The 17,861-nt window shown below is 44.5% G+C and carries 11 protein-coding genes; 2 read left to right on the forward strand and 9 right to left on the reverse strand.

Features of this window, described 5'->3' with window-relative positions; all coding sequences use genetic code 11:
* A partial coding sequence (hflK, locus tag K8S13_RS22910) for an FtsH protease activity modulator HflK (RefSeq protein WP_291466046.1) occupies positions 1–1,904 on the forward strand: 1,904 nt, incomplete at its 5' end.
* 46 nt (positions 1,905–1,950) lie between these two features.
* Here the strand turns inward: hflK and K8S13_RS22915 are convergent.
* The 9 genes from K8S13_RS22915 to K8S13_RS22955 form a co-directional block, all read right to left on the reverse strand.
* Entirely contained in the window at positions 1,951–3,060 is a 1,110-nt protein-coding gene (locus K8S13_RS22915) for a hypothetical protein (protein ID WP_291466047.1), read from the reverse strand.
* An 11-nt stretch (positions 3,061–3,071) separates the two neighbouring features.
* Positions 3,072–3,899, reverse strand: a complete 828-nt coding sequence (locus K8S13_RS22920; protein ID WP_291466048.1) for an SDR family oxidoreductase — start codon at positions 3,897–3,899, stop codon at positions 3,072–3,074.
* 238 nt (positions 3,900–4,137) lie between these two features.
* A complete protein-coding gene (locus tag K8S13_RS22925) occupies positions 4,138–6,894 on the reverse strand; it encodes a LuxR C-terminal-related transcriptional regulator (protein ID WP_291466049.1) in 2,757 nt (918 codons plus the stop codon).
* A gap of 162 nt (positions 6,895–7,056) precedes the next feature.
* Positions 7,057–8,292, reverse strand: coding sequence for a HupE/UreJ family protein (locus K8S13_RS22930; protein WP_291466050.1), 1,236 nt, complete (start codon positions 8,290–8,292; stop codon positions 7,057–7,059).
* Entirely contained in the window at positions 8,293–9,138 is an 846-nt protein-coding gene (locus K8S13_RS22935; RefSeq protein ID WP_291466051.1) for a peptidylprolyl isomerase, read from the reverse strand.
* A gap of 1 nt (position 9,139) precedes the next feature.
* A complete protein-coding gene (locus K8S13_RS22940; RefSeq protein ID WP_291466052.1) occupies positions 9,140–11,377 on the reverse strand; it encodes a DUF3604 domain-containing protein in 2,238 nt (745 codons plus the stop codon).
* 10 nt (positions 11,378–11,387) lie between these two features.
* The gene (locus K8S13_RS22945; protein WP_291466053.1) at positions 11,388–12,893 is read right to left on the reverse strand and encodes a sulfatase-like hydrolase/transferase; all 1,506 of its coding nucleotides are present in this window, start codon (positions 12,891–12,893) and stop codon (positions 11,388–11,390) included.
* Positions 12,894–12,995: 102 nt separating this feature from the next.
* Positions 12,996–14,738, reverse strand: coding sequence for a hypothetical protein (locus tag K8S13_RS22950; RefSeq protein WP_291466054.1), 1,743 nt, complete (start codon positions 14,736–14,738; stop codon positions 12,996–12,998).
* A 37-nt stretch (positions 14,739–14,775) separates the two neighbouring features.
* Positions 14,776–17,028 (reverse strand): DUF3604 domain-containing protein, encoded by a 2,253-nt coding sequence (locus K8S13_RS22955; RefSeq protein WP_291466055.1) that lies wholly within the window; start codon positions 17,026–17,028, stop codon positions 14,776–14,778.
* Positions 17,029–17,446: 418 nt separating this feature from the next.
* Here K8S13_RS22955 and K8S13_RS22960 point away from each other — a divergent pair.
* Positions 17,447–17,861 (forward strand): 3-keto-5-aminohexanoate cleavage protein (locus K8S13_RS22960; RefSeq protein ID WP_291466056.1); only part of this gene is annotated, 415 nt, incomplete at its 3' end.

Raw genomic sequence — 17,861 nt, forward strand, 5'->3', positions numbered from 1 at the left:
CGCTGTCCTTTTTAATATCAACACCTGAGACCGGTGCAGATTCCATCAGTTTGACATACGCTCTCATGGATCCAATCATGACCATTGTTCGTCCGCTTTCAGCACTGATTACGGCCATATCTGCGGGTATTACGGCCAACTTTGTTGATCGAAAGTCCATAAAACAGACAGAAGCAGCCGGGATTGATACAGAGGCTGAATTTTTATCCTCTCATTGTCAATCAGATCACACCTGTTCCTGTCATGATCAGCATCATCATACAAGTCACAACATTCCCACCGGGAAGTCGGACAATAAACTAAAGGAACTTCTTCGGTATGCTTATGTTGAGTTACTGGGTGATATTGCTACGTGGTTGATGATCAGTATTGTGATTGCCGGTGTCATTTCAGCCCTGATACCGGAGACATTTTTCAATCAATACCTGGGAAATCAATTCATGTCGATGATAGCTATGACAATAATTGGTATTCCCATGTATATGTGCGCAACCTCTTCAACACCAGTTGCTGTTTCAATGATCTTAAAGGGATTGAATCCCGGTGCTGCCCTTGTCTTTTTGCTGGCTGGACCGGCCACCAATGCCGGGACTATCGCTCTTGTGGGAAAATTTTTGGGGCGCAAAATGCTGGCAGTCTACCTGGGAACGATTATTGTGGTCAGCATACTCTTAGGTACAGCGTTGAACGCAGTGTATTCCTGGTTTAATATTGATCCGATCGTAACCATGGGAAGTGCGACCACTCTATTTCCCGAATATATCAAAATAGGGGCATCGATCATCCTTTTATTCCTCATTCTGAGACTGTATAAAGGAGTAACACCGGAAAGTTTGCGACTGAGCACCCAGCATAAGCTACACACCTGGCTGGGCTTTTATGTGCATCTTGGCGATCGACCATTTGTGTCCCTCTTTAACTTTGGAAAAACAGTCTTGAAATATTCGCCGGTGATTATTATTGCAGGTTACATACTTTCCGGTCTTTACATCATCGATCCGGGAGAAACAGGAATGCTGAAGCGCTTTGGAAAGGTCATTCAACAGGATATCGAGCAGGGGTTGCATTATAGATATCCTTTTCCGTTTGAAACCATCGAGATTAATAAAACAGCGGAAATCAGACGTATTGAAATCGGTTATCGCAGTTTCATCATTGATCTTCCGGTCAAAGAACAAAAAAAGGAATTACAGAGGTTATTGACCGAATCCGAATCGTTAACCGGGGATGAAAACATTATCAACCTTCTCTTAACAGTCCAATATTCAATCTATAATTTTTTTGATTATCAACATAAAGTCGATAAACAGACAATATTGATAAAGAATCTGACGGAATCCGTCGTGAGGCAAGTGATCGGTAAAAAGGAGATTGATATTATCTTAACTAATGACCGCAAAGAAATTGAACAGCGTGTTGTCTCTTTGTTGCAACACACATTGGACAAATATGAAGCCGGGATCAGCATACTTGGAATGTCCCTTATAGATGATCATGCCCCGGCTAATGTCCACCAGGCGTTCAGGGATGTTGCCAGTGCCGAGGAGGACAAAAATACCCGTATCAATCAGTCCCACGCCTTTCGCAATGCCACCCTGGCCAAGGCAAGGGGGCAGGCAGTAAAAATTTTAACGGACGCGGAATCCTATAGGGAAGAAAAGATAAATAGAGCACTGGGGGAAGCTGCAAATTTTATCCAACAAGTAGCGGCTTATCAAGGGGCCAAAGAGATCACCAATATCCGGTTATACCTTGAGACGGTGGAAGAAACCCTTCCCAATGTTAAAAAGTTCATCACTCCCCCTGAGGGAACGGCACGGTCTATTGATCTATGGTTTCAAAAAACGACGGACTCCCCCAATAAGGATGTTGTCCTACCCGGGATGCGTCCTGTTCGAAAATAAAATTCTTATTTTCGCACGCTTGAGACCGATTTATAGATGCGATTCCCTAAGTACTTACTATCAATGGAACCGAACTGGAAACTGTTACACCGTTGTCTTCTAATAGTTTAAGCGCGGATGGCAGGTTTTGGCATCTTTCCGGAAAATGGACGCCGGGTCCCGGTGGTTCCTGTCCATCCAGTCCCATGAGACGCTCGGTCTGGATAACTGCTCCGCAGGCCGTCAGACGGACCTGTCCATCGGGACACACCATAGTGATATTGGTTTCACCGGCAGTGCCCTTCCGATCAATACCTGCCACCCGGATCATGATTTGATGGGACGCGCCTTTGCCGGGCTTATGAAGGAATGCATGTTTTGCTTTCATATAGCGTGGATGGCCAAAAAGCTTCATCACACCTGTTTTCATAAGAAAAACACCCGCAGCCATTAACAGCTTGTTGTCAAGGCTGATACGGCATCGCACATTTGCAGCACCTGTGGTAATAGGAAGGATAAAATGTTCGGATGCGTCAAATAGATAGGTTTTCCCCTTAAATCCACCGGGGAAAACCACTTTTTTGGGGTTGCTGTAAGCGGGCAGGGCAATGTATTGTCCGTCAATATACACAAAAATGGGCGAGTGGAATTGCAGTGCATAGTCGGCTGAATTGGGGCCGGATCTATCTTTTGATCCTTGCAGCACCTCGATATCAATTGTGTCTACTTCTACGAACCGTTCTGCGGCCGCGGCAGCAATCATGGGTACAGACCCACCCATCCAGCCAGATCCTACAAGGTAAGGGGAGTTAAGCTGCTCCACCAGCAATCGACCAAAAGCATCTCGCAACCGCTGGCCCCAGCGGGCAATATCTACTATGGGAATTTCTTGCCTGACACAATCCAGCAACAGGTTATCATAGGTATCATTAACTGAATTGATTATGGCCGATGGCATGAACGGCAATGATTGAAGCGGATTTTTCGATGTGATATCCACTGCAACCGCCTCAGCATTACCAAGGGCTGATACAATACCGGCAGCTTTTTCAGGATTTCGTCCACCAAGGATTATTTTAAGATTTGGATGACGTTCCCTTAGTATCCTGCTTATTTCTTCGCCGATAACCCCGTAGCCGCCGGTTATCAATACGCTTTCATTATTATAATTTTTCATTTTAAACTGCCTCACGATTTGTTTTTATCCAGGAATTGACTGCTGATTTTTTGATATTTATTGAAGAAAATAAGCTGACTGATTTTTGTGGAGAGTGTATCCACCAATCTCAATGCTTTCTCAGCAGCTCCCATGATTTCATCTTTTCCCTGGGCTGTTTTCAGGAATATGTTGGATGCAACTTCGTTTGGTTCATGCATATTCACTCCCAGTTTCCCCCATACTTTTGAAGACCCGCGAGATAGTTCCGTCTCAGTTTTCGTCGGAGGCGGTGAAAAAAGTGTAAACCTGATACCCGGGTGGGTTTTGCGCAACTCTTTTCTCAGACTTCTGAACAGATTTGACAATCCGGCCCGGGTGGCACTATCGACAGCAAAAAATGGAAATGCCACACTCCCATTGGAAAATGAAACCGCATTAACGATGGTGCCTGAGTTTCGCTTCATCATTTTTTTCAATAGTGCCTGGGTGTAAAGGATGGTTCCTTCAAAATTGATCCTGCAACTCTCTGTAATCTCATCTGGTGTCATGTGATCAAATCGAATAAAATAATCCACGGCAGCAAGATTAAATGATATATCAACGGGTCCCACATCTTTTTCAATAGTGTCCAATGTATTATTCACCTCGGTAGCATTCGTGATGTCGGCCAAAAAAAAATGACTGCCGGATATTTTATTTGATAGGGTTTGTAACTTCGCGACATTTCGACCGATAAGAACCAGTTTATCGGTATACCGTGAGCACAAAAGTGAGAGTTCGTGTCCAATACCGCCTGCAGCACCAACGATTACAATCGTTTTGTCTTTGTAATACCGTTTCAAAATATTTTGTTTCATGATAATTGACTCCTTGGTGAATATTTTTAAAAAAAGAGACTATTTAGCTTTAAGATTTATACCGTATACTCAATTTGCCAATCTGTATTCCATCAAAAGATTAATTTTATGTGAAACAAAGGACATAACGCTACCACAAAAGGAGTAGTCATCAAGTTTATTAAGGGTAGGGTCAAAAGACCCACTATAATAAAAAAAATAGATTTTTGATTGAATTTTTTATAATCAATTACTGATTTTATAGAAGTGAGAGTTTTTTAGCCTGGGACACGGCCTGGGTTCTTCGATTGACATTCAATTTTCCATATATATTATACAGGTGTTTCTTGACTGTACCCACTGCAAGATACAACTCTTCAGCTATTTCACGATTCGACAGCCCGGCGGCTACCAGCCTTAGAACCTGAACTTCCCGCTCACTCATCTGCTCTAATAAAACGGATGATGTTGCTGATTCAGAATGAATTGAATTGGATTTGTCATCATGTTTTAATGCCTGTACCAATCGCGTCGTGTATTCCCGATGAATCCCCTGGGCAACAGCTAATTTTAAGAGTTTTATCAAGGATTCACCATCATCTATGAAAATTCTGAAGAAGCCTCTATTTCTTGCCAGAGAAAGTGCAGGGCGTAATTCAGCCAGGGCGTCTTTGATTTTTCCGTTGGCATACATTAGCTGGCTTTTCAAAATTCGGATCTGAATGATTCTCGTGAAAAGCTCTCTGTCCTTGGCCAATTGTAATTTCTGATTAAGAAAATTCATCATCTTGGACATTTTTGACTGGTGATTTTGGGTTGCCATTGCCGATTGTTGAAAGATTAAAAACCGCACCACACAGATCTGCTGCTCATGGTGGCGCTGGCCTGGGTGATCGATTCCCGGGAATAGAGGCTGATTCTCTATACCAAAATCATATTGTCTCATTATAAGCCCTATTGCTGCGATCCAATTGCTGTTTTGTTCATGATGGGACCACAAATACTGAATTTTTAAAACAGCCCCATATTTTTCAGCTTCAGGGCCCAGGCGTGACATTTCATTTATAATACGGGTTACTTCTGTAAAATCGGCCCCCTGTGCAGTCTTCAATCGGATCAAAGCCCCATAACCCACCAATAATGTGTCAAAATCACAGAGTACTTTTAGAAGTTCAAACCCTTTAGGCAAATATTTTTCCGCCTTGTTCACCTGGTTCATTTCCAATAAAACAGCACCCAGACACATATAGGGAGCACCCAATACGGGTATATCAGCCTTGGCAAGATTTTGGTCACTCTCATATCGGTTTATGATGCGTTGGCAGATGTTGGCCGCTTCTTTTAGGTCTCCTTGCTCGTATTTCATCAGGGCCAGCAGATAGGCCCCATATGTTTTGAAAAAATCAAACCCGCCGGGTTCATCAAATTTTATATTATTGTTGATGGTTTTGCATGCAGCTTTTGCATCACCTGTTTCACGGTAGGTAATGGTCAAATTTAGGGCCAGTGTATTCTGCAATAAGTCGTCATCCCCTTCGGTTGTTTTGAGTGTATTTTCCAGTAAATCAATCATATCCTCAGGGGATTCTCCACGTCCTTGATCCAGACTCGCCTGAAGACAAGCTACTGATCTCATGATACGCGTCTGGTATGATCGTGGTGCCGTATTGAACACCTCGCTTTCCATGGCATTTTTGACATCTTGAATTCGTTGCTCAATAATATCGAAAGACCCTTCAAAAGGGTTGATGATGCTTAAAAAACCTTGAATGATACAGATTTCGGGTCTTGATCGGATCAATGATTCTTCAATTGAGTCAAGCCAGCGAATCATTGCAATCATTTCCCCTTTAGAAATCCAATGAACGGCATTGGCCTCTATCAAATCGGCAGCTCTGTCTTTATTGCCGGCTGCCAGTGCATGGTCCACGGCCCGAGTTGGATAATCGTTTTTTTCATACCAGAGGCTGGCCCGGTGGTGCAGCTCTGCCAGACGCTCCGGCTGGCTTTTTTTGAGCTGGTTCAGTAAAAGCGTTTGAAAAAAGCTGTGATATCGGAACCACTTTTTTTCTTCATCCAGCGGAAACGTAAACAGGCTGTCCTTCTCAATTTCTTCCAGAATCATCGAACTTTTACTGATACCGGTTATGCTTTCACATAATGATCCGCACATACGTTCAAGAATTGATGTCTGAAGCAGGAATGATCTTACGGTTTGATCCTGCTGATTGAGAACTTCTTCCAAAAGGAAGTCGGCAATATACTGATGATGTCCTTTAAATCCATTCAGGATTCTATTCACTTGGGATCGGTCCTTTATACACAGAGCAATCAATTGCAGTCCTGCGATCCAACCTTCTGCCTGCTCGCTTAATTTTTCAATACGCTTATCATAAAGGTCTGTCCCTATCAGATTGTTGAAAAACATCAGACTTTCCGTCACGGCAAAGCGCAAGTCATCCATATGCAGTTCATTTAATTGGCCGTGAGCGCGGAGACGACCCAAGGATAGACTGAGTTTGGCTCTTGAAGCGATAATGATCCGCAGATATTGAGGAAGGTGATGGAGAAGGAAAGTGATATCATCATGAATTTTTTGATTTGTGATGAGGTGGTAATCATCAAGAATCAAAACAAGCATTTTCCCTGAACTCACAATATCATTGATTAAACTGGTTAATATCATTTCTATTGATGATTTTGTTGAAGAACTCAGCAAAGATAAGGCGGAATTTCCGATGGAATCATTTTGTGCTTTTAACGCTGTCGCCACATAAATCCAGAAACGGGTGCGATCGTTATCACCGGCTTCCAGGGAGTACCAGACTATTGGATGTTTGCTGCTGGCTGCCCACTGAGTCAGGACAGTTGTTTTGCCGTAACCGGCTGGTGCGGAAACAATAGTAAGTTTGCTTGTGAAAACCCTGTCTAAGCGGGTCACCAACCGGGGTCGATCTATGCACTTTCTTTGAATGAACGGAATTCTGATTTTACTGTGCAATAATGTTGGAGACATAATGGGCACCGATTTTAAATTTAGTTAAATTTAGTCTAATTTTATATATAACCAAAATAAAACAGATATTCAATAGCAATTTTTATGGATATCGGTTGCCAATTGGTTTTATATTTTTTCACCTGTGTGGTTTCGATCATAAACGGGGAGGAATTAATTTTATCAGCCATATAATCTTATAATACACCAATACGTACCCATGCCGCATAATAAAGATGCTGCTATTTGATTTACAGTATCCCGCAGGCCTGTACCTGTGAAAAAGGGGCGGGCGGTAAAAACAATAGAAATTATGATCAACAGGATTAGAAGTTGACCGATTTCAACACCTATATTGAAACCTAAAAGGGCGAGCAGTTTATGTTGATTCGGCAGAACCGATCCTGTGAGATTTCCGGCAAAACCAAATCCGTGGATAAGCCCGAAGAATATTGTAATCAGGCCGAATAAGATCCCACGACGTTTCGGATACCAATAGCAGAGTTGCAGATAGCTGATAAGAAAAATGGCCAGCCCGATCAATAACTGAAAATCCGGTTGGGAAATATCAAGAAACCAATGAATAAATGCCGTACCTGCCAGCAGGATACCAATCAGCCACTTGTGCCGGTTTTCATAATGATAGCGATGGGCGATTTTTTCACTGGCAGCGAAGATAATGGTAAAACTGACCAGAACATCAATAACCGAACCGCTCGGACTGATATTGCCCATAACGGATGCTATCAAGCTGATGGAATGTCCGATGCTGAATCCCGTAATCAAGGCCAGTAAAGATTTCCATGAGCCCAGCCAAAGAAGCAAGGCAATTAAAAATGCGATATGATCCAATCCACCGATGATGTGCTCAATACCACTAGGTATCCATGAGCTTAAGGTTTCCAGGGCCGTTTGCGGTGGTTTATTTAAAGGTATATTCCAACGCTGGCCGGTAGATTCGGATGTACTGAAAATATGTTCATGCCAATAATTTCCGGTTTCGCTGAACCGTGCAATATGCGCATGGCGCTGGGTTAAGTTTAAAAAACCACGATTTTCTAAAATCAGATCCCCACTCGGTTCACAGGTATACTGCAAGTGAATTTCAACCCGGCCTGCCTGGCTATACTTAAGAACAACAGGGACTTGTTCCATTTCACAAGATCGACCATTACGGGTCCAATTAAATGTATGACTTGCCTCCTCTGCTAAGGCTGAATAGGGATCCTGTCCGTTTGCTAAAAAAAAAGATTTCAAAATTGAAAACAGGGGAAGCGGGATACTAACAGATCCCTGCAGTTGCCTTCCCTGGAGCTGCCAATGGGAATAGGATTCGTTTCGGGTATGTCCCCAGGCATGGCCCCCAGCGGCCCAGGAGAGCATTATGCAGACTATTATCCTGAGAATCGGGTTTTTCATTTAGACACCGCGTAAAATCAGTGATTTTTGCTTCAACTGATCCAGATATTTTCGAAAACGCATGGTATCCCTGGTCTTCCAATATCTGGCTTCTACCTGGTCGCGGATTTTTTCAAATGGTGGTGCAACACCTTCTCTCCGGTTTTCAAGATAGATGATGTGCTGATAATTATTACTGATAATGGGTTTGGTGAATTCACCGGGTTCAAGTTCCATAACAGCCTGCAACAGGGTCGGCCCCAAATATGACAAAAGTCTTGAGACGGGCATGGAACTTCTGGGGGCAGTGAGATAGTTTTTCACATGGAATTGTTTCTTCACCGCAGCAATAGAGGAACCGTCAACCAATAGTTCGGCTATTGTGTTGCCGTCAGCTGTCATCGGTAACACAATCTGCCTGAGCTTAAGACGTGTCGAGGGCGTAAAAAGACCGATCTGTTCAGAATAGAAATCTTGTAACTCTTCTTCATTGGGTTGACTGGATTTCCCGTTGGTGATGGAGTCCCGTATTCCGTTAACCAAGGATGCCCGCACGGACTGGTTAGATTGCAGCATTCCCAGGGACTGCCCTTGCTGAACCAATAATTCTTCTTCAATCATACGTTCAAGTACAAACAGTCGATCATCTCGTGTGAGATCTGATCGCCGGTCCTGGGAAAAGGCATTCAGTAGTTCCAGGTACTTGGTTTCGGATATTAGTATGCCATTGACCCGGGCTGCAGAACCTTTAGGAAGTACGGCACCTGCAGAACTCATTAGACTGGAAACAGCCAGGGCAAGGCCTGCCAGGCAGCCTATGGCTGGAAAAAACCAGCCTTTCCTGAAAAATTCAGGATCAATTCCCATCTCATGAACCTTCCTGTCCGTAATAAACAAATATCGGTGATGACCAGGCCCGTGGCTCCTGTTCAGCCAGGCAATCCTCATCAGTGTTGGACAGGCAGGTGGTCATGCCTTGGAATTTCCCGTTTTCATCATATTGGATATTGAGCTGCTGACCGTTAATCGTGGGTTTGGGTTCACTGACAGCTCGAACATAATAGAGGGTATCCCGCCTGGCGGTTTCAAATTCAGGATCTGAAAATTCCACAATACAGCCGGCCGGATCGCCTGGGCAATTGAAAACTTTCCAGGGATCTTCGACCAGATCTCCTATGGGTTCGTTTTCATAGGCCTGGGGACGAATACGAATTACTTCAATTCGGGTAATCAGTTTTCGTTCGTCGGATGGATTATAACATTCTCCCCGGCATAACCGATTGATTTTTTCCAAAGACATATTATTCACCACAATATCCGGGCAGCCCGGTTTCTGCTTGAATGCGCCGATTGCCCGAACTTGAAAGAGCGGTGCGGATATCCTTGATACCATTGCTCCCATGGAACTTTTTTGTGAATCATTTATCATGTCAAACCAGAGCAGTGTTCGCTCTCCGGAAGTCCCATAGACCTCACGCTGTTTAAGGGCTTTCCAGATGGAGTCCCGGGTCCGGCTTTCCGAGTGGACCGCGACCAGTCCACCTGTGTACATATACGAGGTTTGACGCTCAAACATTTTGACTGCCCCCCGGTTTGTTTCTCTCTGGTTGATGGCTTGCCAGATTCTGGACTCTGCTCTGGGACTTTCATTTTCCACTTTGAATCCAACGCGAGCCATCAAGTCTATGTTGAATCCTGAAAAATCGGTTATGTACTTGCGATTATATTCCTTATATCCTGTTCCGGGGCGGGAGGAATGATTGTCGCTGGAAGCGATGAAACCGAAATTAAACCCTTTTGGCGCACCTTCTTCATCAAAATTGCGAACGGCCAGCGCATATTGTGCCGAACCTCCCGGACGATAATAATAACTGGGCATATAGCAGTCTGCACATTGTTCGGCACCCTCCCATTCTTCCATTTTATCTGCCGGTATACTCATAAAACTATAGATGGTGTTGGACTCCATATGGTCCTGCATGGCTTTTTGAGCTCGCTGCTCGCATTCCTCCTTGGGAAGTCCTTCTTTAAGACAGCGCTTTCGGATAATTTTGGCGGCCTGCCGGCATCCGGGCATGAAATTATCACTGGGTTCAGGACAGGTGAGATTACCGTCTTTGTCAATATTCACATGGCGCCAGTCGCGGTATTCTTCCGTGCTACCGTGTCCGGAGAACAATTCGATCAACCGCTGCCGCTCAGGATCATGATTCCCGTTTCTCAATTGTTTGTCCCAGGAGACATTGGGTGGGGTATAGTTGCCCCAGGTATTTCCATGGGGAATCACCAGACTTTCTCCCCCCCATTGGTTCAATAATCCGAACAGGTCTGCCGGGGTTACCACCGAGGGAATGCAGTCTTTTGGAATTTCACTGAATGGCCCGGTATCGCCGCAGCCGGGAAACGCTGCAACTTCATTTAGGTATTTGTTAAAATCAAGATACAATGGTAAGTTTTTGAAATCCACCAAAGGTAATAAAGCCCGTGAATCAATGCCGGGCAGAAAGTCCCGCTCATTTTGCACGAGATTAACAGCTGCAATAGGATTTGGCGGGGTTTTGTCATCATCTGTTTCCAGAAAAATGACATTTTTATGTCCATAATGATTTTCTGCAACGTCGCCGGCCTGTGTCCATTCAAATCCCAAAAAGGCAACCACATCAGGATTGTCCGGATCAGTGACGGCGTTACACTCTCGAATTGCTTCTTTTGTAAGCTGCCAGAAGTTTGGTGTGGTGGTTTCCGCGTGATCATTGATCGACCAGAAATCAATGCCCGAACAATAACGGGCAAAATCACCGGCATCATTAACCGAATGGACGCCCTCGCCAGACGCCAGGGGCATTGCAAATTGGAAAGCATCCAATGAAATACCGGTATGGACATGCAGATCACCAAACAAAATTTGCTTTTCCGGTTTGGTTTGATCTACAGGTTGCTTGTCAATAGTTTGTTGAATGGCCGGACGTGCTTTGGCAAGCGGTTTCCCTTTCATAGTCGTTGTATACGGTTCAGCCGTAAAACCATAATAGATGGCAAAAAGCACAACACTCAGGCAAAATCCGACAACCAGGATTCCAATGGCCACATTACGTAGGATACGCATAAAAGCTCCTTTACCGGGTTTTAAAGTCAACAATCCATTGGCGCATCTTGGTGGCAAAAAAATTATAACCATTAAAATTTTTACCTGTTTTGATATTTGGATAAACCTTCATACTGATGATTTTTGGTTTCATGATTTTGCCTAATTGCGCATAGACCCAGGTATATTCCATTTTCCCGTTATTCATTAATTCATGTTGTTCACCGGGATCGGTTTTCAGGTTGTACATTGGGGGAACACTGTAAGTTTGAATATTGGAAAACCGATGGTCCATTGTTTTGATATGTATCTTAAAGGACCGCCACTTTATGGAATGAAGGTCCTTTCCAACGTATATGATCACATGCTCCCTGTTTGATTTTTCCTGTTTACCCAGAAGAAAATCAGCTTGATCGATACCGTCAATGGGGCGATCGTCTGGAATTTTATCCTCCTGGCCAATAATATGGGCCAGGGTGGGCATCCAATCCAGGGAGGCGATAATTTCATCAGTGAGCTGGCCAGGCTGAATTTTGTCCGGCCACCGAATCATCCCCACCGTACGCAGCCCGCCTTCATAGCCGTTAAGACCTCCCCGCCAGGGACCGTTGGAACCGCTGAAACCTTCCATGGTAATATCCGGGACCGTTCCATTGTCGCCTGTCAGGATGACAATGGTGTTATCTTTGATTCCAGCCTCTTCAATCGTCTGGATGATCATGCCGATATGGTGATCCACTTCCATGACCAGATCGGAAAAACCATCAACGCCTGATTTTCCAATAAATTCCGGGTGAATACCGACCGGGGGATGAAATTGGGTCATGCCCACATATAAAAAGAAAGGCTTGTCAGACTTGGCATGTTTTTTAATATATTCATTGGATCGCTCAACAATGTTCCGGTCGATTAATCCTCTGTTTTCCATGTTATACGGCGCCACCTTTTCCGAAGCTTTCCCTTTGACACCTTTCCATATATAGGGGGTTGGAAAAGCTTTGGGCTCAAATTCGGGTGTCGTGGTATATCCGGCAACCCCGGAAGAATTTTTAATACCGTACCATTCATCATAACCCTGGTCAGTGGGAAGTCTCCCTTCTGTGTCACCAAGATGCCACTTCCCCATAAGCGCGGTGTCATATCCGGATTCCGACAATAACTCGGCAATGGTATATTCCCAGGGTGCCATTCCATATGTTTGACCATGGGTTACCTTATGTGTGCCGGACCGGATCGGCAGACGCGCAGTATGAATGGCGGATCTCGTTGGCGTACACTGGGTTTCCACATTGTAGTTAGTGAATCGTATTCCCTGGCTGGCCAGATTATCAATCTTCGGCGTGGCGACTTTACCTCCCTGGATACTGATATCCCCCCATCCCCAATTATCAACCAGGATGAATACAATGTTCGGCTTTTTTATTTCTTTGGCAAATACCGCTGTAGATATCATCAATGATAATCCCATAATAACGGCGGCTAAAAGACTCGCTGCCGCCAGTATTTTGTCAAATCGTATTCTTATCGTTTTTTTCATTTGGCCCTTCCATTTTATGCCCTGCTGATTCCGGCCGTCTGTGCCCTGCCTGAATCAGGGTTCCTAAACTGTATCATTATTTTTGAGCAGACTCCAGAAGAATTACTGCCCGATCATTCTTATCAATTCTATCACGTCGGCACATGGAGTCGCTCCGATTTCTTTTAAAATATCGGTTGCATCAACCGGCTCGGAGCTTGAATCCAACATGGTATTTAAAACCCCGCCCACGTAAAGTTGAGCATTTTGGTGCCTTGTCATGTTATTTTCCGTGAATGTTTTCACCCAATCTACACACTGGCCGTTGTGAATGCTCACGGCAATAAGTGATGTTTTTTCCTGGGCTGCCAAATCCAGAAGATGTTCCGGATCACGGTCCACACCGGCGTTTATGACCTTGGCTCCGAGTCTATTTAAAACCTCGGACATCACAAACAGAGCGAACTGATGTGTATCGGCAGAGCCGACAACAATTTTTTTGCCCTTGACTGCATCCATCAGGTCTGCATCTTTCAGCAAAGCCAGGGTGTCTTCCACCTGATTTTCATATTTTTTTTGTTTGGCCGTTAATGCAGTGGACATAAATCCCCTATATTGCGAGGAATCCTTTTTACCCGGATTGAATTTCATTTCCAGTTGCTCGGCACCAAGACGTCTCAAGGCCAGAAGCATTTGCACAGGATCTTCAATATCAACTCCCATATCGGCAAGACCGTTCATGGCATTGTCATAGAATTTTTTTCCGTTTATAACAAGTTTATCCTTCAGTTCCAGTATCTGTGTATCATCGAAAAGATTTGCATCTTCGATTTCCAATACTCGAGGCATAGATGCCTTGCAGGCCGCCGCCGCATCAATGACTTCCTCAACTGTGGGAACCCGGATCGCTTCGGAAACCGGTTTGGGGGTATACATTGCACCAGTCTTATATTTACGTTCCAAAAGGGCAAATATCATAAAATCACTTACCACCAATCCATAATTAGCGGCCATATCTTTGGAAACTTCAATGGTATTCCCTTCAACATGATCAATAACAGGAGAAAATTCATCGATTCTGGCGGCTTCATTAATCGCCAGCATGCAGGCAAATTTGTCAACAATATTGCTCATTAATCCGCCGAATCCAACGGTATATGCTGCACCACAGAGGGTTTCAGTTATATATTGTTCAATTAGCGTATATCCCACCAATGATGCATGATCAATAAATGTCGAAGGAATCCCATCCTCTGCGTAACTTCCCACAGAAGCCATTTCATTTCGTTTAGCAGCAATAATTCCCATGGACTTAACCGTTTCTGCAATCTGCCCCACTTCATCATCCCAATAGGGAAAACGCCAGGAGAACTGAGACAGGGTACCCACACCAAAACAACCCGCGGTAAGAGCATTGGTCACATTTTCAACGGAATTGGGGCAGCCCACTGCATAATCTGCGATGGCTGCAAATACCGGTGCCGCATGAACAATTCGCCCATAATCTTTCAGCCCGTTATAGACATAGCTGGTACCTTTGGGTACCAGCTCTCTGGCCTCCGGAGGAATTCCATTGAGCAAACCGGCTGTAATCATAACAGCTCCAAGATCGATACCTGCTTTTTGAAATCCCTCATACAGTTTTTTAATGCCCTTTTCCTGTTCATCAACAGATTTTAACCCCAGCTGGGGGAAAAAAATGATATTTCCATTGATTATCTCATTCAGATACCAGTCAAAGAAGGATTGGTCTCGGTGCATATCAAATCCATTGGTTCCTATCTGAATTCCCTGGGCAATTTTTTTCCCTTCTTCCAATAGGTCCTTCCAATTGGGCAGGTCCTTATCCGGTATCAAGTCTTTCATGGTTTTTTCCTTTTTAGGCTGGTTAAAACAAAACATGTCAACGTACGTAATCGACAAAAATCGGGGAAGACCAGGCCCTGGGCTCAGTATCAGACAGGCAATCGTCTTGAAAGTCCGTTCGATAACCGCCATAGCAGGGATTTGTTTTCAATGGATTCCCCTCATTATCATAAGTCACCCGATAATTGCCGGCATTAATAGTTTTTGTAGTTTCTTCGATGGCCCGGACATAATATACAGTATTTCTCTGCACCATTTCAAAGTCAGAGTCCTGGAATTCCACCTGGCAGCCACCAGAGTCACCAAAACAATGAAAGGTCTTCCAAGGATCTTCAATCAAATCGTCAACCGGTTCTCCCTCATACATCTGCGGACGGATTCTGATCACTTCGATACGGCTTATAATCTTGCGTTCATCCGACGGATTATAACATTCATTGCGGCAGAGCTGCTTCAATCGTTCCGGAGACAGTGAGTTAACAGAATACTCCGGGCAGCCGGGTTTTTGTTTGAATGATCCAATTGCTTTTACTTGGAATTTAGGGGTCTGTTTCATACTGATTTCACTCCCCATGGGCAGCATTTCCCGGTCGTTGTCACCTCCATTAACCAGATCGAACCAAAGTAAGATCCGCTCACCACTGGTAGCATATACTTCCTTTCGCTTCAGAGCCTTCCAGATTTCATCACGGGTGCGATTTGAGGCATGCACTGCGACCAGCCCCCCGGTATAATAAAATGAGCTGACACGCTCCTCATTCAGCAGGCCGGCTTTCCCCTTAAATTTTTTATCTTCCCAGGAACGGGATCTGGAAACCGGAGGATCTTCGAATTTGCCAATAATGTTTCGGAATGTTTCATCCCTAGCACCAGCTGCGTCTGTCATATACTGGCGATAGATTTCCTTATATCCGGTACCGGCCCTAGCCGAGTGATTGTCACTGGAAGCAATCATTCCGAAACGGAAGGAACGAGGATTTTCAGGATCATCAAAATTGCTGACAGCCAGCGCATACTGTGTCGACAGCATGGGGCGGTGTTCGTAGGGCGGCAGAAAGCAGTCCCTGCATTGTGCCGAATCAAGCCAATCTTTCATTTGTGTTCCGGGAACAGCCATGAACGACGGCCCGTCAATACCAAGATAATTGAGTTGTGCTTCCTCAGCGCGCTCCTCGCATTCCGCCTGGGATTCGCCCTCTGCCAGGCACCGCTCTCGGATAATATCACCTGCTCTTCGGCACCCCGGGTAAAAGTCATCGGTTCTCTCGGGACAAACGGGATTTTTATTTTTATCAAAGGTCACATGCCTCCAGGAGCGGTACTCTTCGGCATTTCCATGCCCTGAATATACTTCAATCAGGGTTTGCAGATTTTCGTCATGCATCTGGCCTACAAGCTGTTTATCCCATGATATGCCCCGGGGTGCCGAGACGCCCCAGGAATTTCCATGGGGAATGACAATGGAATCCCCCCCCCATTCATTGAGCCGGGCAAAAAGCTCTTCCGGGGTCCCGGCTTCCAGAATGCAGTTGTCAGGCAGGTCCTGATAAGGGATTCCGTCTGGACAAACCGGTGTTTCAGCCAGTTCTTTTGTGAAGGCAATATAATCCATGTAAAATGACAGGTTTTTTGGATCCAATAGGGAGAAGCCAATGCGGTTGGCCCACGGAACCATCATCCGCTTACCGTCCATGCCAGTATATTTTTCTGACGTTGCAACAGGGTGTGATATGACAGCCTCCTCATCGGTCTCTTTAAGAATTACATTTTTGTGGCCATAGTAAGTTGCCGACTGGTCCCCTTTCTGGGTCCATTCCCATCCCAAAAATGATACCACGTCCGGATTCTCAGCTTCGGTGACGGCATTGCATTCTCGGATAGCCTCTTTGGTGGACAGCCACATTTCAGGTGTTAATGATTCAGCATGATCATTGATGGACCAGAAATCGAGTCCCGAACAAAAGCGGGCAAAATCACAGGCATCGGTTACCGGGTGCACACCATCCCCCTGGATTAATGGGATCGCCAAGAAAAAAGCATCCTTGGAAAATGTTGTGTGAACATGGAGATCACCGAAAAGAATCTGTTTTGACGGTATCATCGTGTCCGTCTGTGAGGCCTGTTTTTGTGCCGTTTCCCTCTGGCGTATGACGGGCTGAGGGATCTCTTTTTTTGTTACATGGGATGGTCCCGGACGCGGATTCCCTAAATTTCCTGATAGAATGATGTAAAAAACTAAGACAAAAATACCAAGGGTACCCACTATCCATAAAATTAGTTTTTTAAGCATAAGTTTCCCCCATCCTTATATTTAGGTTCAATTCACACTGCAACTGCATGACCATTCAAACCTTATGCAGATATAAAAATATGTTTTTGAGACACAAAGCCACCCACCAAAGACATATTTGAAAAGTTTATTTTGCAATCATTTCTCAAACCATCTGTTTTAATGGATATTTTAAATATTCCAAAATCCGTTGTACTGCCGGACATCTATTGTAAATAGTATCTTTTTGGATATGCTTTGCTTAAAAAAACAAGGATATAAATTTTTAAAATCTGTCTTTTGGGGCATTACAATCCCATTATTCTTTAGTAATTTTAGCTCAAAATAGCAATCCAAATTTGATGCGGCTTTTTCACTCATGGGCGGAAAAGGCGGCCGTAGAATTTTCTGCTTAATCACAATGACAAAGGAAAATGAAATGAAAAAAAAGGATAAGCTGATTATCGCAGCAGCTTTATCGGGTGGCGGGGTTTTTAAAAATAACAATCCAAACGTTCCCTACATGCCGGAAGAGTTTGCCGACGATGCCCAAAGATGCTTTCAGGAAGGGGTCAGTATAGTTCATATTCATGCCAGAGACCCGGAAACCGGTATGCCCACTGAAAATATCAACATTATCCGTGAAACGGTGGAGGCTATTCAGAAACACTGTCCGGAACTCATCATTAACCTGAGTACCGGTATTACAACCAATTTGACACCGGAGCAGCGCATTGCCCCGGTCCTTGAGCTGAAGCCCGAAATTGCCAGCCTCAATACAGCCTCAAGGAATGATGGCTTGACGGATCATAGAACCGGGGAAGTCCTTTTTGAATATGTTTTTGAAAATCCTC

The organism is Desulfobacula sp., assembly GCF_021107415.1.